The organism is Amycolatopsis silviterrae, from assembly GCF_042684085.1.
Taxonomy (GTDB): Bacteria; Actinomycetota; Actinomycetes; order Mycobacteriales; family Pseudonocardiaceae; genus Amycolatopsis; species Amycolatopsis silviterrae.
This window is the reverse complement of sequence record NZ_JBHUKS010000035.1, coordinates 270738-292240: the sequence shown is the minus strand read 5'-3', so window position 1 is coordinate 292240 and position 21503 is coordinate 270738. Positions and strand designations below refer to the sequence as shown.

22 protein-coding genes are annotated in these 21503 nt (G+C 71.0%); 5 read left to right on the top strand and 17 right to left on the bottom strand.

Features of this window, described 5'->3' with window-relative positions; genetic code table 11:
* Positions 1 to 38 precede the first annotated feature (38 nt).
* The 6 genes from ACFSVL_RS42130 to ACFSVL_RS42105 form a co-directional block, all read right to left on the bottom strand.
* The gene (locus tag ACFSVL_RS42130; RefSeq protein WP_378312999.1) at positions 39 to 389 is read right to left on the bottom strand and encodes a DUF3817 domain-containing protein; all 351 of its coding nucleotides are present in this window, start codon (positions 387 to 389) and stop codon (positions 39 to 41) included.
* Between the two features lie 26 nt (positions 390 to 415).
* Positions 416 to 751, bottom strand: coding sequence for a hypothetical protein (locus ACFSVL_RS42125; RefSeq protein ID WP_378313216.1), 336 nt, complete (start codon positions 749 to 751; stop codon positions 416 to 418).
* Between the two features lie 264 nt (positions 752 to 1015).
* Positions 1016 to 1948 (bottom strand): lytic transglycosylase domain-containing protein, encoded by a 933-nt coding sequence (locus tag ACFSVL_RS42120; protein ID WP_378312997.1) that lies wholly within the window; start codon positions 1946 to 1948, stop codon positions 1016 to 1018.
* Positions 1949 to 2053: 105 nt separating this feature from the next.
* Positions 2054 to 2521 carry a hypothetical protein gene (locus tag ACFSVL_RS42115; protein ID WP_378312995.1) on the bottom strand — a complete coding sequence of 156 codons (468 nt, stop codon included), beginning with the start codon at positions 2519 to 2521 and terminating at the stop codon, positions 2054 to 2056.
* A 107-nt stretch (positions 2522 to 2628) separates the two neighbouring features.
* Positions 2629 to 3111 carry a helix-turn-helix transcriptional regulator gene (locus tag ACFSVL_RS42110; protein ID WP_378312993.1) on the bottom strand — a complete coding sequence of 161 codons (483 nt, stop codon included), beginning with the start codon at positions 3109 to 3111 and terminating at the stop codon, positions 2629 to 2631.
* Positions 3112 to 3450: 339 nt separating this feature from the next.
* Entirely contained in the window at positions 3451 to 3618 is a 168-nt protein-coding gene (locus ACFSVL_RS42105; protein WP_167441848.1) for a hypothetical protein, read from the bottom strand.
* A gap of 194 nt (positions 3619 to 3812) precedes the next feature.
* Here ACFSVL_RS42105 and ACFSVL_RS42100 point away from each other — a divergent pair, with 194 nt between their 5' ends.
* Positions 3813 to 4328, top strand: a complete 516-nt coding sequence (locus ACFSVL_RS42100; RefSeq protein WP_378312991.1) for a GNAT family N-acetyltransferase — start codon at positions 3813 to 3815, stop codon at positions 4326 to 4328.
* 199 nt (positions 4329 to 4527) lie between these two features.
* Here the strand turns inward: ACFSVL_RS42100 and ACFSVL_RS42095 are convergent, their stop codons facing one another.
* On the bottom strand, positions 4528 to 5670 hold the full coding sequence (locus ACFSVL_RS42095; RefSeq protein ID WP_378312989.1) for a CaiB/BaiF CoA transferase family protein: 1143 nt from the start codon (positions 5668 to 5670) through the stop codon (positions 4528 to 4530).
* Between the two features lie 27 nt (positions 5671 to 5697).
* A complete protein-coding gene (locus tag ACFSVL_RS42090; protein ID WP_378312988.1) occupies positions 5698 to 6849 on the bottom strand; it encodes an acyl-CoA dehydrogenase family protein in 1152 nt (383 codons plus the stop codon).
* A 98-nt stretch (positions 6850 to 6947) separates the two neighbouring features.
* Here ACFSVL_RS42090 and ACFSVL_RS42085 point away from each other — a divergent pair, with 98 nt between their 5' ends.
* Entirely contained in the window at positions 6948 to 7556 is a 609-nt protein-coding gene (locus tag ACFSVL_RS42085) for a TetR/AcrR family transcriptional regulator (protein ID WP_344267802.1), read from the top strand.
* Between the two features lie 67 nt (positions 7557 to 7623).
* Positions 7624 to 9234 (top strand): succinic semialdehyde dehydrogenase, encoded by a 1611-nt coding sequence (locus tag ACFSVL_RS42080; RefSeq protein WP_378312986.1) that lies wholly within the window; start codon positions 7624 to 7626, stop codon positions 9232 to 9234.
* Positions 9235 to 9238: 4 nt separating this feature from the next.
* Here ACFSVL_RS42080 and ACFSVL_RS42075 read toward each other — a convergent pair whose 3' ends face one another.
* From ACFSVL_RS42075 to ACFSVL_RS42040, 8 genes are all read right to left on the bottom strand, one after another.
* On the bottom strand, positions 9239 to 12253 hold the full coding sequence (locus tag ACFSVL_RS42075; protein ID WP_378312984.1) for a helix-turn-helix transcriptional regulator: 3015 nt from the start codon (positions 12251 to 12253) through the stop codon (positions 9239 to 9241).
* A gap of 275 nt (positions 12254 to 12528) precedes the next feature.
* Complete coding sequence (locus ACFSVL_RS42070) at positions 12529 to 12735, bottom strand: hypothetical protein (RefSeq protein ID WP_378312982.1); 207 nt, start codon at positions 12733 to 12735, stop codon at positions 12529 to 12531.
* A 187-nt stretch (positions 12736 to 12922) separates the two neighbouring features.
* On the bottom strand, positions 12923 to 13126 hold the full coding sequence (locus ACFSVL_RS42065) for a DUF397 domain-containing protein (RefSeq protein WP_378313215.1): 204 nt from the start codon (positions 13124 to 13126) through the stop codon (positions 12923 to 12925).
* 32 nt (positions 13127 to 13158) lie between these two features.
* A complete protein-coding gene (locus ACFSVL_RS42060) occupies positions 13159 to 14034 on the bottom strand; it encodes a helix-turn-helix domain-containing protein (RefSeq protein ID WP_378312980.1) in 876 nt (291 codons plus the stop codon).
* 438 nt (positions 14035 to 14472) lie between these two features.
* On the bottom strand, positions 14473 to 15375 hold the full coding sequence (gene tesB / locus ACFSVL_RS42055; RefSeq protein ID WP_378312978.1) for an acyl-CoA thioesterase II: 903 nt from the start codon (positions 15373 to 15375) through the stop codon (positions 14473 to 14475).
* A 36-nt stretch (positions 15376 to 15411) separates the two neighbouring features.
* Positions 15412 to 16836 carry a pyruvate kinase gene (pyk, locus tag ACFSVL_RS42050; protein WP_378312976.1) on the bottom strand — a complete coding sequence of 475 codons (1425 nt, stop codon included), beginning with the start codon at positions 16834 to 16836 and terminating at the stop codon, positions 15412 to 15414.
* A 157-nt stretch (positions 16837 to 16993) separates the two neighbouring features.
* Positions 16994 to 17659, bottom strand: a complete 666-nt coding sequence (locus ACFSVL_RS42045) for a DUF2461 domain-containing protein (protein WP_378312975.1) — start codon at positions 17657 to 17659, stop codon at positions 16994 to 16996.
* Between the two features lie 61 nt (positions 17660 to 17720).
* Positions 17721 to 18950, bottom strand: coding sequence for a glycoside hydrolase family 18 protein (locus ACFSVL_RS42040; protein WP_378313213.1), 1230 nt, complete (start codon positions 18948 to 18950; stop codon positions 17721 to 17723).
* 169 nt (positions 18951 to 19119) lie between these two features.
* On the opposite strand from ACFSVL_RS42040, the gene ACFSVL_RS42035 reads away from it, so the two are divergent.
* Both ACFSVL_RS42035 and ACFSVL_RS42030 read left to right on the top strand, forming a co-directional pair.
* Positions 19120 to 19422 carry an ArsR/SmtB family transcription factor gene (locus tag ACFSVL_RS42035; RefSeq protein WP_378313211.1) on the top strand — a complete coding sequence of 101 codons (303 nt, stop codon included), beginning with the start codon at positions 19120 to 19122 and terminating at the stop codon, positions 19420 to 19422.
* A 10-nt stretch (positions 19423 to 19432) separates the two neighbouring features.
* Positions 19433 to 20869: an aromatic amino acid ammonia-lyase gene (locus tag ACFSVL_RS42030; protein WP_378312974.1), complete on the top strand. Its 1437-nt coding sequence runs from the start codon at positions 19433 to 19435 to the stop codon at positions 20867 to 20869.
* Here the strand turns inward: ACFSVL_RS42030 and ACFSVL_RS42025 are convergent.
* Complete coding sequence (locus tag ACFSVL_RS42025; protein ID WP_378312972.1) at positions 20866 to 21429, bottom strand: exonuclease domain-containing protein; 564 nt, start codon at positions 21427 to 21429, stop codon at positions 20866 to 20868. The two genes, ACFSVL_RS42030 and ACFSVL_RS42025, sit on opposite strands and share 4 nt — an antisense overlap.
* Positions 21430 to 21503 lie beyond the last annotated feature (74 nt).

Here is a 21503-nt window from a genome sequence, read left to right as displayed (position 1 = left end):
CCCGGGAAGTGTTCCCGGGGGCCGCGGTCTTTCGCTGCTCAGAAGATGTCGCGCCCGGCCTGCACCCGGTGCGTCACCCGGCGCTCGACGACGAACGACACGAACGGAACGCAACCGGCCAGCAGGACCAGGACGGTGCTCTTGATCGACCAGCGGGCCTTGATCGCGAGGTCGATGGTGAGCACCAGGTAGATCATGTAGAGCACGCCGTGGATCGGCGAGTACACCGCGGCGGGCGTGGCGTTGCCGAAGCCGTACTCGATGATCATGGTGACGCACAGGGCGAGCAGGCCGACGCCGGTCACGTACGCGCTGGCGCGGAACCGGGTCAGCGAGCCGGACACCTTCGACTGGCGAGCCGGGGCGGCACCGTCGGTGCTGGTGGTCATGGGAGCGTCCTCACTTCCGCGGGCGTTCAGGACTGCTGGTCGCGGGCGTTCAGCTCGCGCAGGTAGCGGTTGTAGGCGGCGAGTTCGTCGTCCTCTTCGGCGGGAGCCGCGGCCGGGCGCGGGGCGGGCACGCGCACCGGGGCCGGAGCGGGCGCCGGGGGTTCTGCGGCGGCTTCCTCTTCGCGTTCGCGCAGCTTCTTGATGCGCCAGAACATGAACGCCGGGAAGAGCCCGAAAAGCGGCCATTGCAGCACGTAGCCGAGGTTCTGGAAGGTGCCGGTGGCGGACGTGAACCGGTCCCACTGCCACCAGGCCAGCCCGCAGCACAACGCCAGGCTCACGACGCTCGTCGCGACGATCATGAGCCGGCGCCCGAGCGGGGACGCGGCCGGGCCGGGATGTGCGGGCACGGTATCGACGCTAGCACTGGCCTGGGCGGGCGTTGCTGAGAGGCGGCGAGGTCGTGACCGGCGCCCCACCCTGATCGCCGAACGCCACGGCGGAGTTTTCCCCCGCGGAAGTCCGTGAGGGGAACCCCGCAGGACTCTGATTCCGTCAGGGTTCCCCTCACGGACACCCATGCGGGCCGGATGCGAGGGGGAGGAAGCTGCCCGGAGCCGGGAGCGTCAGCCCGCCTGGACCTTTTGCGCGGCCTTGGCGTACCCGTCGGCCAGGCCGAAGACCTTCTGCGCGTACTCCGTCGAGTTGTTGTACGACAGGATCCCCGCCCACCAGCCCGCCGGGCTGGCCATGTCGCGGCCGCCCGCGCAGAGGTAGCGGGCCGCGGTGAGGGCGGCGTCGTCGATCTGCTGCGGGTCGGCGCGGCCGTCGCCGGTGGCGTCGGACGCCCATTTCCGCCAGGTGCCCGGGATGAACTGCATGGGGCCGACCGCGCGGTCCGCGACCGGGTCGCCGTCGAGCTGGCCGCCGTCGGTGTCGCTGATCGCGCGGACCCCGGAGGAGCCGTCGAGCGGGACGCCGATGATCGGCTTCGACGGGCGGCCGTCGGCACCGAGGACCGCGCCGCCGTACTGGCCGTGGTTGGACTCGATGCGGCCGATGCCGGCGAGCGTCGCCCAGGAGATGTGGCAGCCGCGGTCGACCTCGCGCATCGCGAGTTCCGCGTTGCCGTACGCGCGCACCGCCCGCGCCGGGATGCCGGTGACCGGCGCGACCTTGTCCGCCCAGCCCTGCAGCGGGTCGCCGCCGCTCGGGCGGGCCGACTGCGGCGCGGTGCCCTGGTCGGCCGCCCCGCCCGCGGCGACGGCGTTGACCGGCGCGATCGAACCGGGCTTGACGTCGACCGCCTTGACGCTCAGCGCCGGGATGTCCGTCGTGGTCGGGCTGGCTTCCGGGGCGGCCGCCCTGGTCACGATCCAGACCCCGCCGCCCGCGACCGCGAGCACCGCGACGACGACGGCGAGCCGCACCGCGAGCGCGGCGCCGTGGCCGCGGCGGGCGGGCGAGGGGGCGGCGGCGGGAGCCGCGGTCTCGTCCCCGGTCCGCGCGGTGTCGGGGGTCTGTCCGGTGGCGGGCACGAAACTCCGGTCCTCCAGCATGGCTTGGGGTTCGCAACACACAACGAGCCCGCGCAGGTTAGCGTTACGCACGCATCGCCATGGTCCCCGCCACGCCGGTTCACCCGGCCGGGTAGTCCGGTTCCGTCAGGTGGACGGTTCAAGCCGCAGTGTGCCGAAGGAACGCTCGCCGGCGAGCCATTCGTCTTGCTCGTGGTCGCGGACGAGGGCGCCGAGCCGCTGCCGCACATCCGGGTCCAGCAGGCGCGAGCCGCGACGGAAGTCGTCGAGATCCCGCGGAGCGGCGAGCAGGGTGATCAGCTGCAGCACCTGGCCGCTGTTGTCTCGCGGGAGGGCAAGCAGATCGGCGGCAGCCAGGAGCGCGCCGGAGACGAGATCGCTCGGCGGGAATCGTTCCAACGCACCGTAGGCCGCTTGGTGAGCGCCGCCGTGGTCGTCCTCGGCTCGCAGCGACGCGATCAGCGTGTGGACCACTTCGGGTCCTTCGTCGCCGTCGACCAGGTCGGCCAGCTCCATGTACCGCTCGGCGTCGAAATCGGCGTCGCACACGCTCAGCAGTTCGCGCCGCCAAGCCGCCAGCTCGGCAATCGGCATTTCGGTCTCCCCCTGGTCCGCCGCCGCACTTTAGCGGCTTCGCCGGGGAAAGAACCCGAAGTTCGCCGTGGTGCCTGGCCGGATGCACCGGCCAGGCGCCACAGCTGTCAAGCGGGCTTCTGCTGCCGCGCCAGGCGCGCGACGCACCAGGCCGGCGCGCTGCCGCGGCGGAGGTGCTGCAAGACCGTCATCGGGCCGAGCCGGCGGGCGAGGTCGGACGGCGCGAGACCGGCCGCCCGGTAGTCCAGGGCCCGCTGGTCCAGCGGGCTGATGCCGGCGTCCCACCACTGCTGCGCTTCGCCGACGTCGCCGACCATCTGCCACCAGCCGGCGGCGGCCACGAGGAGTTCCTCCGGGACCTCCGGCAGCCGGGCGCGCATCGCGTCGAGGTAGCCGGGGTCGGCGGCTTCGACCGGGGCCCAGCGGGCGGGTCCGGACCGGGCGCGCTGGCCGGGGATGCCGGGCGGAGCGGCCGGCGCGTCGGCCAGCCAGGCCGAGGCGATGCGGTCGACCTCCTGCTCCTCGGGGGTCTTCTCGCGCTCGGCCGACCACTGCCGGATCAACGCGTCCACTCCGGGATCTCCGGTCATCCCTGCCTCCTCATCGGTCCCCGACGGGCAGGCATTCGACTACCTGCCCCGTTGCGCGTCCACGACTGGCACCCCACGCGCGACCGGGCGGAAAACCCGCCGTGACCCGGTTCCCGGGGGACCGGAGAACCGGCTGATCACGCAATGTGAGCACCGTAGGGCGGCACCCGCTTTCTCCGCCATACCCCGGACCCCGGAAATTCCGTGACCAGGCGGTTTCATGGGCCAATCCACCCGGATGGTCGAGCGAAGTGCCCGAATCCCGGGATCCGGTGACGATGCGTGACCAGTTGCCCGGACGGGCGAGCGGCGGCGGTCCTGCGGCGCGGAAAGGCCGGGTCAGGCGAAGAGGCTCTTGAAGAAGGTGACGATCGCTTCGGCGCCGTCCTTGAGCCAGCCGAGCACGCGGTGCACGAAGTCCGCGGAGTTGGTGGGCTGCGTGATCAGGAAGAACAGCACGAGCGCGACCACTCCGACGACGATGATCTTCTTCAGGCCGCTCGACATGGTTCCGTCCCCCTCCGCTCCTCCGGCCCCCGGTCGGACGCCGGCCCCGCCTCGGCAGAGTCGGCTCCCACTGTAGTGACGACCCGCCGGAATGGCCCGTCGCGGGCGTGGATCCAGCCAGAAAGCTCACGACGGGGTGACCCCGGTCACCATCGGGTGATCAAGTCCGGAAGGCGCCCCGGTACGCTCCGGCGATGGACGAAGGCGCGGTGACTCTTCGCCCGGTGCGGGAGTCCGATCTCGGGCTGCTGGAGGCGCTGACCAACGACCCGGAGACGGTCGGCGAGCACCAGTGGTTCGGCTGGCACGACCCCGGGTACCTTCAGCGGCTCTGGCGCGAGAACGGCATGCTGACCACCGACAACGGCATGCTTGTCCCGGTCCTCGGCGAACGCCCGCTCGGGCTCGTGTCGTGGCATCGCACGCGGACCGGCCCGCACACCTACTGCTGGAACATCGGCATGGTCCTGCTGCCGGAGGCGCGCGGGCACGGCCTCGGCGCGCAGGCGCAGCGGCAGCTCGCGCGCTACCTGTTCGCGCACACGCAGTTCAACCGCGTCGAGGCCAGCACGGAGGTCGGCAACCGGGCTGGGCAGCGGTCTTTGGAGAAGGCCGGGTTCAGCCGTGAAGGGGTGCTGCGCGGGTTCGATTTCCGGGATGGGGAGTGGCGGGATCACATCCTCTACGCGATGGTCCGTTCCGACTTGTGAGTGCCTACGCCGGTCAGAACCCAATGCCGCGTAGCTTGAGCTGGCGCTGACGGTGCCGGGGGCGGGTTTGCGGTCCGTGAGGGGAACCCTGAGGGAATCAGAGTCCCTCAGGGTTCCCCTCACGGACGTGAAGATACGGTCGGACGGGCATCAATCGCGGCTTAGGTTCCCGGCATTGGGTTAGAACCGGCTTCCGCGCTCACAAGACCGCGCCCGCCTCCCGCAGCGCCGCGACCCCGGCGTCGTCGTATCCCAGGTCCGCCAGCACGTCCGCGGTGTCCGCGCCCTTCTCGTGCGGCGCTTCTGGCGTAGCGGCGGGCGTCCGGTCGAACCGCGGGGCCGGCGCGGGCTGCACCGTGCCGCCGATGTCCACGAACGTTCCGCGCGCCGCGTTCTGCGGATGCTCGGCGGCCTCCCACGGCGACAGCACCGCGGTGAGGCACGCGTCGGTGCCTTCCGCCCGCGCGACCAGCTCGTCGCGGGTGAACCGGCCGACCGCCTCCGCCAGGATCTTGCGCAGCCGCGGCCACTGGCTCTGGTCCACATGCATCGGCAGGTCCTCGTTCTCCAGCCCGAGCACCTTGACGAGGTCGGCCCAGAACCGCATCTCGATCGCGCCGATGGCGACGTACTTGCCGTCGGCGGTCTCGTAGGTGTCGTAGAACGGCGCGCCGCCGTCGAGGAGGTTCTCGCCGCGCTCCCCCGGCCAGACGCCCGCCGCGCGCATTCCGTGCAGGCTCGTGGTCAACAGTGCCGCGCCTTCCACCATCGACGCGTCCACGACCTGGCCGCGCCCGGACGTCGTGCGCTCGTGCAGCGCGGCCAGCACGCCCATCGCGAGCATCAGGCCGCCCCCGCCGAAATCGCCGACCAGGTTGAGCGGCGGCACCGGGCGTTCGCCCGCCCGGCCGATCGGGTCGAGCGCGCCGGCGACGCCGATGTAGTTGATGTCGTGCCCGGCCGCCGAGGCGAGCGGGCCGTCCTGGCCCCAGCCGGTCATCCGGCCGTACACGAGCCGCGGGTTGCGCGCGTGCACCTGCTCCGGGCCGAGGCCCATCCGCTCCGCGACGCCCGGCCGGAAGCCTTCGATCAGCACGTCGGCGCGTTCGGCCAGCTTCAGCACGAGTTCGACGCCCTCGGGCGTTTTCGTGTTCACGCCGACCGAGCGCCTGCCGCGGGCGAGCGGGTCGTTCGGGATGCCGAGGACGTCGGCGCCCGGGGCGGCGCGGTCGACGCGGATCACGTCCGCGCCGAGGTCGGCCAGGATCATGCAGGCGAACGGAGCCGGCGCGAGCCCGGCCAGCTCCACCACCCGCAGCCCGGCGAGCGGACCTTGTTTCACGGGAAAATCCTTTCGCGGCAACGGATTTCAGAGCGTGCGGGAGATGATTTCCTTCATGATCTCGCTGGTGCCGCCGAAGATCCGCGAGATCCGCACGTCGGCCCAGGCCCGCGCGATCGGGTACTCGGTCATGTAGCCGTAGCCGCCGAAGAGCTGCAGGCAGTCGTCGACCACCTTGTTGACCCGTTCGGTGGTCCACAGCTTCGCCATCGCCGCGCCCTGCACGTCGAGTTCGCCGCGCAGGTGCCGTTCGATGCACTGGTCGAGGAACGCGCGCGACACCGCGGCTTCCGTCGCCGCCTCGGCGAGCTTGAACTTCGTGTTCTGGAAGTTGAAGATCGGGCGGCCGAACGCCGTGCGTTCCTTGGTGTAGTCGATGGTCAGGTTCACCGCGGCTTCGAGCCCGGCCACCGCGGTCACCGCGATGATCAGCCGTTCCTGCGGCAGCTGCAGCATGAGCTGGATGAAGCCCTGGCCCTCGGCGTCGCCGAGCAGGTTGGCGGCGGGCACGCGGACGTCGTCGAAGAACAGCTCGGCGGTGTCCTGGCCCTTGAGCCCGGCCTTGTCGAGCACGCGGCCGCGGCGGAAGCCCGGGGTGTCGGTTTCGACCACGATCAGCGACACGCCCTGCGCGCCGGCGTCCGGGTCGGTCTTGCACGCGACCACGACGAGGTCGGAGTGGAAACCGTTGGTGATGAACGTTTTCGCGCCGTTGATCACGTAGTGGTCGCCGTCGCGGACCGCGCGGGTCTTGATGTTCTGCAGGTCTGAACCAGTGCCCGGCTCGGTCATCGCGACCGCGCCGACCAGTTCGCCGGTGGCCATCTTCGGCAGCCACTCGCGCTTGCGCTCCTCCGACGCGTACGCCAGCAGATAGTGCGCGACGATTCCACTGTGGACGGTGACGCCCCACGCGCTGTCCCCGGCGCGGGCCTGCTCCTCGTACAGCACGGCCTCGTGCGCGAAGGTGCCGCCGCCCCCGCCGTACTCCTCCGGGATCGACAGGCACAGCAGGCCGAGTTCGCCCGCCTTGGTCCAGATCTCCCGGTCGAGCTTCTTCTCCGCCGCCCAGCGCTCCTGGTTCGGCACGAATTCCTTCTGCAGGAACGACCGGGCCAGCTCCCGGAGGTCTTCGAGTTCGGTGGTGCTCCACGAGCTTTTCTGGGTCTGCAACGGCACGGCTACGCCTCCCGCGAACTGGAAAACATGACGCTTGGCAGGTAAGTTCTAGCCGGAATGTACATCCCATCCGTCCGGCAGGTAAAGCAGGAGCCGCGATGACCGAGGTCGCCAGGGGACACCGCACCCAGGCCGAACGCCGCGAGCAGACGCGCACCGCCCTGCTGGACGCGACGATCGACTGCCTGGTCGAGATCGGGTACTCGCGGGCGTCGGTGCAGGAGATCTGCACCCGCGCGGGCGTCTCGAAGGGCGCGGTGCAGCACTACTTCGCCACGAAGGCCGAGCTGATGGCGGCGGCGGTCGAGCACCTCACCACGAAGCTGCGCACCCAGCTCGCCGCCTCGCTCGGCTCGCTGCCGGGCGGCGCGTCCGGCGTCGCGGCGGCGATCGACCTGCTGTGGGAGGGCTACTCGGGCACGCTGTCCACCGCGGTCACCGAGCTGTGGGTGGCCGCCCGCACCGACCCGGAGCTGCGCGCGGCGATCCGGCCGGTGGACCGCGCGCTGGGCCGGGCGACCCTGGAGCACATCAGCGAAGTCGCCGGCGACCTGCCGAAAGAGCGCGCGGAGATGCTGTTCTGGCTCACCGTGAACCTCACCCGCGGCCTCGCCCTCGACGCCGAACTCGGCGGCGACCCGCGCCGGCGCCGCCAGCTGCTGGAGGAGTGGAAGCGGATCGCCGTGCTGCTGTATTCGGGCGACTAGTGTCCATACCGCCGGTATGGTGTACTCGTCGGTAACACCCGGCCCCGCACGGAAGAAGGTGCGCTCGATGACGAGTACGACCCCGGCGAACCTCGCCGGCCAGTCCCTGCCCGCGACCGTCGGCGGGGTGGCGGGCGCTCCGTCCGCGGCCCGCGCGGCGGCGCTCGTGGCCCGCGTGACCGGCGGCGCCGACAACGCGCCGGTGCAGATGACCGCGCCTTTCACCGGCCAGCCGATCGCCTCGCTCCCCCAGGCCGACGACGCCGAGGTGCGCGCCGCGTTCGCCGACGCCCGCCAGGCGCAGCGCGAATGGGCGGCGCTGCCGGTGGCCCGGCGGCAGCAGTTCCTCCTGCGGCTGCACGACCTGGTGCTCGCGCGGCAGGCGGAGGTCCTCGACCTCGTGCAGGTGGAAGCCGGCAAGGCCCGGATCGACGCGTTCGACGAGGTCAGCGCCACCGTCCTGGTCGCGGCCTACTACGGCAAGCACAGCGCGAAGATCCTGTCGCCGCGACGCGCGCCCGGCGTGATCCCGGGCCTGACGCGCGCGGGCGAGCTGCGGCACCCCAAGGGCGTCGTCGGGATCATCTCGCCGTGGAACTACCCGCTCGCGCTGACCGCGATGGACGTCTTCCCCGCGCTCGTCGCCGGGAACGCGGTGGTGCAGAAGCCGGACAACCAGACCGCGCTGTCCGCGCTGTGGCTGCAGGAACTGGCCGAGGAAGCCGGGCTGCCTGCCGGGTTGTGGCAGATCGTGCTGGGCCGGGGTTCGCGGATCGGCGACGCGCTGCTGGAGGAATGCGACTACCTGTGCTTCACCGGGTCCACGCCGACCGGCAAGGACCTGGCCGGCCGGATCGCGCAGCGGCTCACCAGCTATTCGCTCGAACTGGGCGGCAAGAACCCGATGATCGTGCTGCCGGACGCCGACGTCGCCAAGTCCGCCGCCGGCGCGGTCACGGCGTGCTTCTCGTCGGCGGGCCAGCTGTGCGTGTCGGTGGAGCGGATTTACGTGCACGACAGCATCCGCGAGGAATTCACCCGCGAGTTCGTGGCGCGGACGGCGGCGCTGCGGCTCGGCGGCGCGCTGGATTACCACGCCGGGATGGGGTCGTTGACGTCCCAGAGCCAGCTGGAAACGGTGTCGGCGCATGTGGAGGACGCTCGGTCAAAGGGCGCGCGGGTGCTGACCGGCGGGCGGGCCCGGCCGGATCTCGGGCCGCTGTTCTACGAGCCGACAGTATTGACGGACGTGCGGCCGGGGATGACGCCGTTCGCTTCGGAGACGTTCGGACCGGTGGTGTCGATCTACGGGTTCAGCGATGTCACGGACGCGATCGAGCGGGCCAACGACACGCCGTTCGGGCTGAACGCGAGCGTGTGGACGCGCAACGGCCGCGCCGGCTGGGAAGTCGGCGCACGGCTGAAGGCGGGCACGGTGAACGTGAACGAGGGCTACGCGGCGACGTTCGGGACCGTGGGCGTGCCCATGGGCGGGATGAAGGAATCCGGTGCTGGGCGGCGGAACGGCGCCGAAGGACTGTTGAAGTACACCGAAGCGCAGTCGATCGCGGTGCAGCGCGCGGTGGGGTTGCGGCCGCCTAAGGGAGTGCCGGGATCGCTGTGGACGCGGTTCATGACCGTGAGCATGAAGCTGCTGCGGCGGCTGCCGGGCCGCTGAGCCCTTACTCGGGTGCGGTGAGCAGGCCGCGGTCGTAAGCGATCGCGACTGCTTCCGCACGACGGCTGGCACCGAGCTTCGCCATCACGCGGGACAAGTGCACGCTGACGGTCTTCTCGCTGATGTACAGCTCCTCCCCCACCTGACGGTTGGTGCGGCCGAGCGCGACGCGCTCCAGCACGTCCCGCTCGCGGTCGGTCAACGGGTTCACCTGGGGCCGCTCGGGCGGCGGCGCTTCGACGCCGGACAACTCGATCCGGGCCCGGTGCGCCAGGTCGCGCACGGCGTCGCGCAGCGGGACCGCGTCGAGCTTCACCGCGACCGAATGCGCGGCCTCCAGCGCTTCCGCCGCGCCAGGACGTCCGGCGGCCAGCAGCGCTTCGCCTTGCCGCCAGCGGCACACCGCCTGCTCGTAGACCGCGCCGTAGGAATAAGCCTCGGCCGCTTCGGCCCACCGGTCCGGATCGGCCGCCCCTTCGAGCGCCGACGCGGCGGCCTCCATCCTCGCCAGCCACGCCCGGCCTTCCGGACCCATCGTGCCGGAGCGCGGGTGTCCCTCCGCAGCGCAGCGACGGCCGTGTTCCAGCAGGCGACGGCCGGTCGCCGCGAAAGCGTCCGCTGCGGCTTGATCGCCCTTGGCGCGGGCATCGGCGGCGAGCACGGCGGCCGACGGGATCGCCAGCGCCACGATCCGGATGCCGCCGAGCAGCGCGGTCTCGACTTTTTCCAGCCACTGCACCAGTTCTTCGGTGATCCGCAGCGCTTCGGCGTGCTCACCGCGCCAGGCGGCGAGCTCGATCGCGGCGTCGCCGGACGCGAGCGCGATCTGCAGATCGGCCATCCACTGCTGCCGGAGCGCCGGCAGCGCCTTGGCCGCGTCGGCGAACCGGCCGCGGCCCACGAGGAACAGCACCCAGTTGGCCAGGATCCGGGCGGCGACCGCGCTGGACACGCCCCGCCGCGCGCGTCCGGCAGCGTCCTCCTTCGGCCAGTCTCCGCTGAGGTAGCGCAGGTACAGCAGCCGGGCGCGCAGCTCCAGCCCGTACGTGCTCCAGGTGAGCCCGCTTTCCTCCGCCCGCGCCACCCCGCGCGCGGCGTGCGCGAGAGCCAGCTCCATTTCGGCCTGGTCGTCGTAGCTGAGCGCGAGGAAGTACATCGCGCGGATCTCGACGTTCAGCGCGCCCGAATCGTGCGCCTTGCGTTCGGCTTCGCACAACCGCTCGCGGGCCTCGACCGGGTCGCCCGCGCTGTCGGCCAGCGTGCCGAGCGTGACGAGCGCCGACGCCTCAGCCCCGACCGCCCCGACGGCGCGCGCGTTCGCCACCGCGGTGTGCGCGCTGGCGAGTGCCTCGTCCGGCTGATCGCGCAACCGCTGGAACCCGGCCCGCGAGGCCAGCACCCAGGCCCGCGGCCCGCTCGGTTCCCGGTCCGCGACCAGCTCCCAGGCCCGTTCGATCGCGCGGACCGCCTCGTCGAACGTGCCTTCCAGCGTGAGCAGCGTTTCGGCCAGCCGACGCCAGACCTTCGCCGCATGCTCGGGCGACGCGTCCGGCTTGAGCGCTTCGGTGGCTGAACGCGCGTACGCGACCGCGCGCTCCGGCTCGCCCGAGGTGCCCGCGAAGTAAGAGGCCTCGCTGAGCAGCTTCAGCTCGTTAATGCCTTCCGGACGGTTCTCCGGCGCCACGGCGTCCCAGATGGACTGTGCCTGCTCGATGTGCCGCAACGCCGCACCGGGCGCGCCCAGCTTTTCCGCCTCGTCCGCGGCACGGAGCAAAGCGGCTAGAGCGGTGTCGAAATCCCGGCTTTCCAGGCTGTGGAAGGCGAGCTTCGCGTCGTGGCCGCGGCCTTGCGGCATCGACTTGATCCGCGCGGCGTATCCGGCGTGCATCCGCGTGCGCTCGCCGGGCAGCAGGTCCGCGTAGACCGCTTCCTGCAGCAAGGCGTGGCGGAAGGTGTAGAAACCGCTTTCGATCACCAGGACGTGGTGCTGCACCGCCTCGCGCAGCGCCTCGTCCAGCTCCAGGTCGCCGATGCCCGCGACCTGCGCGAGCGCCGCGTGCGACACCGATTCGTTGGCCACCGAGATGACCCGCAGCACCCGGCGCGTCTCGGCCGGGAAGCGTTCCAGCCGGGCGAGGAGGACTTCGGCGAGCCCGGCGGGAAGATCCCGGCAGTCGGCGTCGGCGGCGAGGAGTTCCTCCACGAAGAACGGATTGCCCTCGGACCGTTCGGCGATGTCCGCGACCACGTCCGGCGACAGCGGTTCCTCGGCCAGCGCCGCCACGAACGCCCGCGCGTCCGCCGGACCGAACGGGGCCAGCGCGACCTGTTCCACGGTGTTGAGCCGGACCAGTTCGGACAGCAGGCCGCGCAGCGGATGCCTCCGGTGGACGTCCTCCTCGCGATAGCTGCCGACGACCAGCAGCCGCTGCGCGCGCAGCCTGCTCAGCAGGAACGACAGCAGGTTGCGGGTGGAGGAATCCGCCCAGTGCAGGTCTTCGAGCAGGACGACCACCGGCTGGTCCTGGCCGACCTCGGTGAGCACCCCCAGCACCGCGTCGAAAAGCTGAAGCTGGCCGAGGTCCTGCTCGGGCCGCACCCGGCGGACGCCCTCGCGCTCGCCTTCGGAAACCTGCCCGTGGTCGCCGGTGGCCGCGGGCCGCGGCTCGCCGCCCTGGGGCAGCAGCATGCCGAGCGCCGACCGGGCCCGCACCGCCGCCGCGACCGCGGGATCGGCCGACGACCCGAGCGGCGCGAGCGCCTCGGCGAACGGCAGGTAGGGCAGACCGCCGTCGCGCACGTCGATGCACCGCCCGGTGAGCACGAGCCCGCCGCAGCCGGCGACGTGCTCGGCGAGCGCGGTGAGCAGGCGGGTCTTGCCGACCCCGGCGTCGCCCGCGATCAGCACCGCACCCGCTTCCCCGCGTTCCGCGCGCGCGAAGGCCGCGCGGAGCCGCCGCATCTCCTGTGTGCGGGCGACGAGCGGGATACCGGAACCGAGACGAGGCACGAGATGCATTCTCACCTACACCCCCGACAGTTCCGACATGGATTTCCTCGTGGCGGCCGGTCCGATCGGCGGGCGGGGCCCCGGCCGGTGCGCGGTGCTGAGGTCTGTGAGGGGAACCCTGAAGGAATCTGATTCCTTCAGGGTTCCCCTCACAGACCTCAGCGGGAGCGGAGTGCCTGGCGAACGGTGCGAAGCCCGGCGGGCGGAGCGGCCGTGCCGGAAACCCTGTTCCGGCGCGTCCGCCCCGCCCGACCCCCTTACCGTCCCCGACCCGCACCGGCGGCTCAAGCGCTATGTCGCGCCCGTGCCTCCGGTACCGTCGCCGTCCGCCGTTGCTGGCGGGGCACCTCGACGTTCGTGACGCGGTGCGCGCGCACCCAGCGGACGACCCGGTTGCCCCGGCTCATGCGCGCGTGGCGGGCGGCGCGGCGCAGCTCGGCCATCCGGTAGTCGACCTCGGCGCGGGTCGCGTCCCAGTTGTAGTCGCTCATCGTTTCTCTCCCCAGCGGGCCGTCGGTTCCCTGACGACGTCCACTTTCGTGCTGAGGCCCCGCCCCGGGCATCGGGCGATCGCCCACTCCCGGACGCGAAAAGACCCCTTACCCGCGGTCCCGACCGGGGATTCCCAGGTCGAACGGGGTAAGGGGTCTTCGCCGAACGATCAGCCTGCCGAACGGGTCAAGCCGGTCCCTGGCCGTCGGCGCGCACCGCGTCCAGCAGCCCCTGCCAGCCGGCGGCGGGCAGGCGGAAGGCTCCGCCTTCGGGGTCTTTGGAATCGCGGACCGCGGCGCCGCCTGCGACGAAGGCGACCTCGACGCAGTCGTTGCCGCCGCCGCTGTAGCTGCTCTTGCGCCACTGCGCACCGGAAAGGTCGGCCATCATGGTCCCCACATCCTCACTGTCTCGGGTCGGTATTACTCGTGCACCACGGCGGCCTGTTCGGCGAACCGGCCCGCCGCGTCGGTGATCAGGGCCACCGAGTCGTCCGGCTTGAGCGCTGCTGCGCGCAGGTGGTCGAACATCAGCGCGTAGCGCCGGACGTCGTCGGGCTGTTCGAGGTACAGGCCGCTGGAAGTGCTGTCGTCGACGTAGACGACGTCGGGGTCGGCCTGCTCGGGGAAGCCCATGATGAGGAACGGTCCCTCCATGCCGGGGTGCGCGCCCGCTCCGAACGGCACCACCTGAACGGTCACGTTCGGTTTCTCGGCCATCGCGGTCATCCGGTACAGCTGCTCGGCCATCACCTCGGCGCTGTCGACCACGCGGTGCAGCACCGCCTCGTCGATCACCGCCCAGTACTCGACCGGCGGGTTCTCGGTCAGCAGCTGCTGGCGGGCCATCCGGGCGGCGACGCGGCGGCGGGTCTCGGCGTCTTCGGCGTCCGGGCGCAGCGCGCGGATCACCGAGAACGCGTAGCGCTCGGTCTGCAGCAGCCCCGGGACCAGCAGCGCCTGGAACGCGCGCAGGGAACTCGCGTCGGCTTCGAGGCCGACGAAGGTGCCGGTGAAGACTTCGTTGTAAGCGTGCCACCATCCGCGTTTGCGGGCTTCGCGCGCCAGCTGGACGAGCGCTTCCTGCTCGTCGCCAGTGATGCCGTACAGCGCGAGCATGTCCCTCGCGTCGCGCGGGGTGACGCCCACGTGGCCGGTCTCGATGCGGCTCACTTTGGACGCCGAGCACTCCAGCTTCTCGCCGACCTCGTCGATGGTGAGGTCGGCGGCTTCGCGCAGCCTTCGCAGCTCGCTCGCGAGGCGCCTGCGGCGAACGGTCGGTCCCTGGCCTCTCGCCACGGCAGCACCTCCGGTCCGTATTGTTGCCCGCACTACATATCTAACCAGGTGATCGACTTGTCAGTGGAGTAATAACACCGGCGAATTCCCGTGACCGCTCCAGAAGTTGCCGACGCCTGGTTCCGAACCTGCTCCGACCTGCATTGTGCAGAGTGCGCTTGTACTCTGGCATCCTGCGGGCCGCGACGCGAATCCAGCCGCGCCGACGGCCCTGAGCAGCGTAGACGACGGCCGTCCGGGGCCATTCGCGACTGCCGCGAAAACCGGATGACGTGGTGTCCGGGGCCGCCCCCCGACCGGTCCCGGGCACCTTCCTTCACCGTCCGGGTATTACTCAGACGTGTTTCCCCGCGCAATTCCGCCACGACCGTGCGGCGGTTTTCGGTGTTTTCCGCTGCCGACAACCACTCTGCGTGGTCGTCGGCGGGTCCGCCGTCCTTATCGGACTCGCAGCAGTCCTTCTTGGACCACGGTGGCGACGTGCAGGCCGTCGCGGGTGAAGAACCGTCCGGTGGCCAGCCCGCGGGCGCCCGAGGCGCTCGGCGACGTGCTGTCGTAGAGGAACCACTCGTCCGCCCGGAATGGACGGTGGAACCACAGCGCGTGGTCGAGGCTCGCGCCGAGGACCTTGTCGACGTCCCAGTACACCCCGTGCCGCGCGAGCACCGAGTCGAGCAGGGTCATGTCCGAGGCGTAGGCGAGCACGCAGACGTGCAGCAGCTGGTTGTCGGCCAGGGTGCCGTCGGCCCGCATCCAGACGCGGTGGTGCGTGGGGCGTTCGCCGGTGGTGCGGGTGACCCACGGCGGCTCGCCGATGTAGCGGATGTCGATCGGCCGCGGGATCTCGCTGAAGCGCAGGCCGTAGCCCGCGGTCAGCTCGGGGAAGGTCGGCAGCGATTCCGGCGCGGGCACGTCCGCCGGCATCGTCTCGGCGTGGTCGATGCCCGGCTCGTCCTTCTGGAACGACGCGGACAGCGAGAAAATCGCCTTGCCGTGCTGGACCGCGACCACGCGCCGGGTGGTGAACGAGCGGCCGTCGCGGATGCGGTCCACCTCGTACACGATCGGGACGCTCGGGTCGCCGCCGCGGATGAAGTACGCGTGCAGCGAATGGACCCGCCGCTCCTCCGGGACGGTCCGGCCCGCCGCGACGAGCGCCTGCCCGGCCACCTGCCCGCCGAAGACGCGCACCGACGAGTGCGCGGGCGAGACGCCGCGGTAGATGTTCTCTTCGATCTTCTCCAGGTCCAGCAGCGCGACGAGCTTGTCCAGCACCGGCTGCCCGCCGCCACCGGGGCTCGCGTCGAGTCCGGTGGCGGCTTTCCTGGCCATCTCAGTCATGCCGGAACCCTATGCGGGGAGAGTCCGGCACGTCCCTTATGCGTGGTCGTCTTCACCGAGCCGGTGGACGTGGATCAGGTTGGTCGAGCCGACGGTCCCGGGCGGGGAGCCGGCGACGATCACCACGAGGTCGCCGCGCTGGTACTTGCCCATTTCGAGCATCGCGTGGTCGACCTGCTGGATCATCCGGTCCGTCGAGTCCACCCTCGGCACGATCTGCGTCGTGGTGCCCCAGGTGAGCGCCAGCTGGCTGCGCACGCTCTGCTCCGGCGTGAACGCCATCAGCGGCAGCCGCGTGTGCAGCCGCGCGAGGCGGCGCACGGTGTCGCCGGACTGGGTGAACGCGACGAGCGCCTTGGCGTTGAGCCGCTCGCCGACGTCGCGCGCGGCGTAGGAGATCACGCCCCGCTTGGTGCGCGGCACGTGCGACAGCGGCGGCACGACCGGCGAATCCGTCTCGACGGCCTCGACGATCCGGCCCATGGTCTGGACCGTCTCGATCGGGTACCGGCCGACGCTAGTCTCGCCGGACAGCATCACCGCGTCCGCGCCGTCGAGGACCGCGTTCGCGACGTCGGACGCCTCGGCGCGGGTCGGGCGGGAGTTGCTGATCATCGACTCCAGCATCTGCGTGGCGACGATGACCGGCTTCGCGTTCTCGCGGCAGATCTGGATGGCGCGCTTCTGCACCAGCGGGACCTGCTCGAGCGGCAGCTCGACGCCGAGGTCGCCGCGGGCGACCATCACCGCGTCGAAGGCCAGCACGATGGCTTCGAGGTTGTAGACCGCCTCGGGCTTCTCGATCTTCGCGACGACCGGCAGCCGTCCCTTGCCGACCCGGTCCATGACCTGGTGCACCAGGTCGATGTCGGCGGGCGAGCGCACGAAGGACAGCGCGATGAAGTCGACGCCCAGCTGCAGCGCGAACTCCAGGTCCTCGATGTCCTTGTCGGACAGCGCGGGCACCGAGACGTCCATCCCGGGCAGCGACACGCCCTTGTTGTTGCTGACCGGGCCGCCCTCGGTCACCTCGCACACGACGTCCGGGCCCTCGACGTCCTTGACCACCAGGCCGACCTTGCCGTCGTCGACCAGCAGCCGGTCGCCCGGCTTGGCGTCCTTGGCGAGGCCCTTGTAGGTGGTGGAGACCCGGTCGTGGGTGCCGGCGACGTCCTCGACGGTGATCCGGACGACGTCCCCGGTGTGCCATTCCGCCGATCCGCTGGCGAACGTGCCCAGCCGGATCTTCGGCCCCTGCAGGTCGGCGAGGATCCCCACCGCCCGGCCGGATTCGGCGGCCGCGGACCGGACCAGGTCGTAGACCTGCTTGTGGTCGCTGTGGCTGCCGTGGCTGAAGTTCATCCTCGCGACGTCCATCCCGGCGTCGACGAGTGCCCGCATCTTCTCCGGCGTGGAGGTCGCGGGACCCAATGTACAAACGATCTTCGCGCGTCGGCTCACGTCCGGAGAGCCTAGTCGCTCGGGCCGCTCGCGTCTGTACCGATCCCGAAACTCCGGCCGCCGGACGCGGGAAGGATTCAGTTCCATGCCTCCGCGTGCGCCCGGCGGCCGGGCCCGCGCGCCGGTCCGCGAACCACCCGGCCGGGGGATGCCGGGGTCAGCGGCGCGGCTTCTCGCTGGGCCCGACGCGGTCGCGTGCCCATTCGTTGAACTTCCGCAGCTGGCGCCACGATTTCCGGACCCGGTCCAGCGCCTCGCGCTCGTGCAGGAAGTCGTCCGGCTCCCAGGCGCGCACGGCGTACACCGAACGGTGCCGCAGCAGGTCGAGGCGCGGATGGTCCTCGGCGAACCCGCGCGGTTTGGACTTCAGCCGGTCACCGAGAATTTCCCAGCCCGCCTTGCGCAGGCTCGCGAGGATCTTCTCCAGCGCGGGCCCGTGCAACTCGGTGTCGACCGCCGTGCGGTACCGGGCCAGCTGATCCGAGGCAAGGTGGAAGCAGCCGCCGCCGACGCGCAGCCCGGCCGGGCCGACCTCGACGTAATACGCTCCCCCGCCGCGGCCGGACTCGATCACGCCGCCGCAGTGCGTCTTGTACGGCGTCTTGTCCTTGGCGAACCGGACGTCGCGATACGGCCGGAACACCTTCGCCTCGCCGAAGCCCGCGCCGAACTCCGGCTCCAGTTCGGCCAGCAGCGCCTCCATCGGAGCCCGCACGTGCTCCTTGTAGACCGCCACGTGGTCGTCCCAGTAGGCCTTGGTGTTGTCCGCGAGCAGCCCGTCGTAGAACTCGACGGCGTGCTCCCCGAATCCGCTGAACTTCACCCGCAGCACGATAAACCGGGGCACCGACAGAATCGGCGCCCCGGCTCCTATCGAACGAGGGTTACTTCGCGAGTGCGGTGATCAGCTCGCCGTTCGAGGTGTCGCCGGACAGCTCCCAGAAGAAGGTGCCGCCGAGGCCCTGCGCCCTCGCGTACGACGTCTTGCCCGCGATAGTCGACGGAGTGTCGTAGCTCCACCAGTTCGAACCGCACTTGGCATACGCGGTGCCCGCGACGGTTCCGGTCACCGGGCATTTGGTCTTGAGGATCTTGTAGTCCTCGATGCCCTGCTCGTACTTGCCGGGAGCCGGTCCGGTCGCGGTGCCGCCCGGCGCGCTCTGCGTGACCCCGGTCCAGCCGCGGCCGTAGAACCCGATGCCCAGCAACAGTTTCGAGGCCGGGACACCCTTGGTCTTCAGCTTCTGGATGGCCGCGTCGGAGTAGAAGCCCTGCGTCGGCAGGCCGTTGTACGACGTGAGCGGCGAATGCGGTGCGGTCGGGCCTTGCGCGGCCCAGGCGCCGAAGAAGTCGTACGTCATCACGTTGTACCAGTCGACGTACTGCGCGGCGCCCGCGTAATCGGTGACGTCGAGCTTGCCGCCGTTGCTGCCGTCCGCGGTGATCGCGGCGGTGACGAGCTTCGACGAGCCGAACTTCGCCCGCGTCGCGGCGAGCAGCTTCTTCAGCGCGTCGGGACCGCTCGTGTCACAGGTGAGGCCGCACGCGTTCGGGTACTCCCAGTCGATGTCGATGCCGTCGAACAGGCCCGCCCAGCGCTTGTCGTTGACGAGGTTGTAGCAGGAGTTCGCGAAGGCTTCCGGGTTCTTCGCGGCCTGTCCGAAGCCGCCGGACCAGGTCCAGCCGCCGAACGACCAGATGATCTTCAGCCCGGGGTGCTTGGCCTTCAGCTTCTTGAGCTGGTTGAAGCTGCCCGCGAGCGGCTGGTCCCAGGTGTCGGCGACGCCGTCGACGCTGCCCGCCGCGTCATAGGTCTTCTGGTAGTCGGCCCACGCGTCGCCGATCGCGCAGCCGCCGCCGGTGACGTTGCCGAAGGCGAAGTTGATGTGCGTCAGCTTGTTCGCCGAACCGGAGGTCTCGATGTTCTTCACGTGGTAGTTGCGGTCGTAGATGCCCCAGTCGGTGAAGTAGCCGACCACCTTCCCGGACGCGGCAGCCTCCGTTCTCGCGGGGGCGGCCACCGAAGCCGCGGGCACGAGCGCGGCCGCCGCGGCCAGCGCCGCGGTCGCCAGGCCGGCCAAGGCCAGCAGGCGTTTTCTGCGCAAGCGAAGCATCATTGCTCCCTTCAGAAGTCACCGTCGGTGACGAGCTGATAACGGTGGGGACAACCAGCACCGTAAGTGGACTAGACCACTAGGTCAATGGTTTAGACCAAAAAACGGACATTCGGCGCACGCGCATTCCTTGACAGGCATATGCGCCGCGGGGCAGATTTCCGGGGTGATGCAGACCTTCGACGTGCTGGCCGAACCCCGCCGCCGCGCGCTGCTCGACCTGCTGCTCGACGGCGAGCGGTCGGTCGGCGAACTGGTGGCCGAGCTGCGGCTCAGCCAGCCCGCGGTGTCCAAGCACCTGCGCGTGCTGCGCGAGGCGGGGCTGGTGACGGTGCGCGTTTCCGCGCAGCGCCGCTGCTACCGGCTGCGCGCCGAACCGCTGGCCGAGGTGGACGCGTGGCTCGCCCCGTACCGGCGGTTCTGGGCGGACCGGCTCGACGCGCTCGAACAACGGCTCGACGAAACCGAGTGAGGAGCACGCCGTGATCCGAGTGGACGGCCGGACCCTGCGATGCGCCGACGTGGTCGCGGCGGCGCGGACCGAAGGCGCGCTGGCGATCGACGTCTCGATCGCCGCGATGCGCGCCGCCGAGCACTCGTGGAAGCTGGCCGAGGAACTGAGCACCCGGCGAGTCGTCTACGGCCGCACCACCGGGGTCGGCGCGAACAAGGACGACGCGGTCGACGAGCCCGCCGAACACGGCCTTCGCTTGCTGCGCAGCCACGCGGGCGGCAGCGGCGACCTGCTCCCGGACGGCCAGATCCGCGCGATGCTGCTGATCCGGCTCAACCAGCTGCTCGCCGGCCGGTCCGGCATCAGCCCGGAACTGATCGGCGCGCTCGCCGAAGCTGTGCGTACCGGAGCGCTGCCCGTGGTGCACCGGCTGGGCGCGATTGGCACCGGCGACCTCGCGCCGCTCGCGGAAACCGCGCTCGCGCTGGCCGGGGAACGCGCGTGGGCGATCGGTGCGGTGCCACCGGTTCCGGTGCACGCGGGGGACGCGTTGGCGTTCATGAGCAGCAACGCCGCGACGCTCGCCGAAGCGACTCTCGCCGCGATGAGCCTGGACACGCTTACCCGCGCAAGCCACGCCGTCGCCGCGCTCACGTACGTGGCTCTCGACGGCAACCCCGAGGCGTACGCGACACCTGTGCACGAAGCACGTCCGCACGCCGGTCAGGTGGCGTGTGCGGCCGAGATGCGTCGGCTGCTGGGCATGCACAGCACGCCGAGGCCGGGGCGTCGGCTTCAGGATCCCTTCGGGCTGCGCGCTTTTCCTCAGGTGCAAGGTCCCGCGCTGGACGCGATCCACTACCTGCGCGACGTGCTCGCCGTGGAAATCAATGCCAGCACGGAAAATCCGATGATCTCGACGGTGCACGGCGATGCGTACCACCACGCGCACTTCCACACCGCGTACGTCTCGACCGCGCTCGACCAAGCCCGCGCGACCGTGCATCAGGTCGCGGAGCTGTCCGTGGCCCGGCTGGGCGACCTGGTGGAGCCGGAATTCACTGGGCTGCGGCCGTTTCTCGCGGTGGGCCCGCCGGGGAGTTCCGGGGTGATGATCCTGGAGTACGTGGCGCACGACGCGCTCACTGAGCTGCGGCAGGCGGCGTTGCCCGCGACGCTCGGGACTGCGGTGGTGTCGCGCGGGATCGAGGACCACGCGAGCTTCTCTACCCAAGCCGCACGGGCGGCCACGGCGGCGGCCGCCGCGTATCGGCAGGTGCTGGCGTGCGAACTGGTCGCGGCGGTGCGAGCGCTGCGGATCCGGAAGGCGGAGCTGGTGGAGCTGCCGGTACGGGCAGCGTTCGCGGCGGCGGTCGAGGTGCTGGACGAGCGGCTGGATGACCGGCCGTTGACCGACGACATCGCGAAAGCCGCGGGCGTGCTGGACGAGCTGGCGCGGATCTAGCCGCCCGGCCACGCTCCGCGCTTCACGAGGTCCAGCACCAGTGCGGCGATGTTCCACGCGTCGTCGTCACCGCGATGATGGCGGCCTTCCAACGGGAGCCCGGCGACCTCGAGGGCCTGCGCCATCCCGGGACGACGGCGCAGGCCGTGGGCAGCGGTGAAAGCGACCTTCGCGTTGGTGTGCCTGCCGGTGAACGGGTATTCGGTGCCGGTGTGGCGGCATTGCCGGGTGAACTGATTGCGGTCGTAGTCACCCCAGCTCGCCCACGACAGTTCCGCCGTGCGGTGCCGCACTGCCAACGTTCGGCAGGCTTCCCGGAACGGCAGGCCGCCCGCCACCTCGGCGGGGGTCAGCCCGGTCAGCTCCGTGCAGAACGGGCTCACCTCGGACCGGGCCGGGCGAACCAGGATCCGGTGTTTCGCCACGCGCTCGCCCGCGCGCAGATCGACGACGGTGAGCCCGATCTCGATGATCTCGCTGACCTGCCCGGGCGGAGGCTGCTTCTCCCAGCAGGTCGCTTCGACGTCGACCACGTTGAGGAGATGCGGGGAGCCGTCCATGTCCGCGAGTGTAGAAACCGGGTCCCGCAACGGCACCTGGTTTTCTGGCCTATGTGGACAGTCCGGCAGCTCGG

What these genes read in the sequence shown, in the direction of transcription:
- ACFSVL_RS42130 (WP_378312999.1), bottom strand. Translation starts at nt 389, where the DNA reads ATGACCACCAGCACCGACGGTGCCGCCCCGGCTCGCCAGTCGAAGGTG.
- ACFSVL_RS42125 (WP_378313216.1), bottom strand. Translation starts at nt 751, where the DNA reads ATGATCGTCGCGACGAGCGTCGTGAGCCTGGCGTTGTGCTGCGGGCTG.
- ACFSVL_RS42120 (WP_378312997.1), bottom strand. Translation starts at nt 1,948, where the DNA reads ATGCTGGAGGACCGGAGTTTCGTGCCCGCCACCGGACAGACCCCCGAC.
- ACFSVL_RS42115 (WP_378312995.1), bottom strand. Translation starts at nt 2,521, where the DNA reads ATGCCGATTGCCGAGCTGGCGGCTTGGCGGCGCGAACTGCTGAGCGTG.
- ACFSVL_RS42110 (WP_378312993.1), bottom strand. Translation starts at nt 3,111, where the DNA reads ATGACCGGAGATCCCGGAGTGGACGCGTTGATCCGGCAGTGGTCGGCC.
- ACFSVL_RS42105 (WP_167441848.1), bottom strand. Translation starts at nt 3,618, where the DNA reads ATGTCGAGCGGCCTGAAGAAGATCATCGTCGTCGGAGTGGTCGCGCTC.
- ACFSVL_RS42100 (WP_378312991.1), top strand. Translation starts at nt 3,813, where the DNA reads ATGGACGAAGGCGCGGTGACTCTTCGCCCGGTGCGGGAGTCCGATCTC.
- ACFSVL_RS42085 (WP_344267802.1), top strand. Translation starts at nt 6,948, where the DNA reads ATGACCGAGGTCGCCAGGGGACACCGCACCCAGGCCGAACGCCGCGAG.
- ACFSVL_RS42080 (WP_378312986.1), top strand. Translation starts at nt 7,624, where the DNA reads ATGACGAGTACGACCCCGGCGAACCTCGCCGGCCAGTCCCTGCCCGCG.
- ACFSVL_RS42075 (WP_378312984.1), bottom strand. Translation starts at nt 12,253, where the DNA reads ATGCATCTCGTGCCTCGTCTCGGTTCCGGTATCCCGCTCGTCGCCCGC.
- ACFSVL_RS42070 (WP_378312982.1), bottom strand. Translation starts at nt 12,735, where the DNA reads ATGAGCGACTACAACTGGGACGCGACCCGCGCCGAGGTCGACTACCGG.
- ACFSVL_RS42065 (WP_378313215.1), bottom strand. Translation starts at nt 13,126, where the DNA reads ATGATGGCCGACCTTTCCGGTGCGCAGTGGCGCAAGAGCAGCTACAGC.
- tesB (WP_378312978.1), bottom strand. Translation starts at nt 15,375, where the DNA reads ATGACTGAGATGGCCAGGAAAGCCGCCACCGGACTCGACGCGAGCCCC.
- ACFSVL_RS42040 (WP_378313213.1), bottom strand. Translation starts at nt 18,950, where the DNA reads ATGCTTCGCTTGCGCAGAAAACGCCTGCTGGCCTTGGCCGGCCTGGCG.
- ACFSVL_RS42035 (WP_378313211.1), top strand. Translation starts at nt 19,120, where the DNA reads ATGCAGACCTTCGACGTGCTGGCCGAACCCCGCCGCCGCGCGCTGCTC.
- ACFSVL_RS42025 (WP_378312972.1), bottom strand. Translation starts at nt 21,429, where the DNA reads ATGGACGGCTCCCCGCATCTCCTCAACGTGGTCGACGTCGAAGCGACC.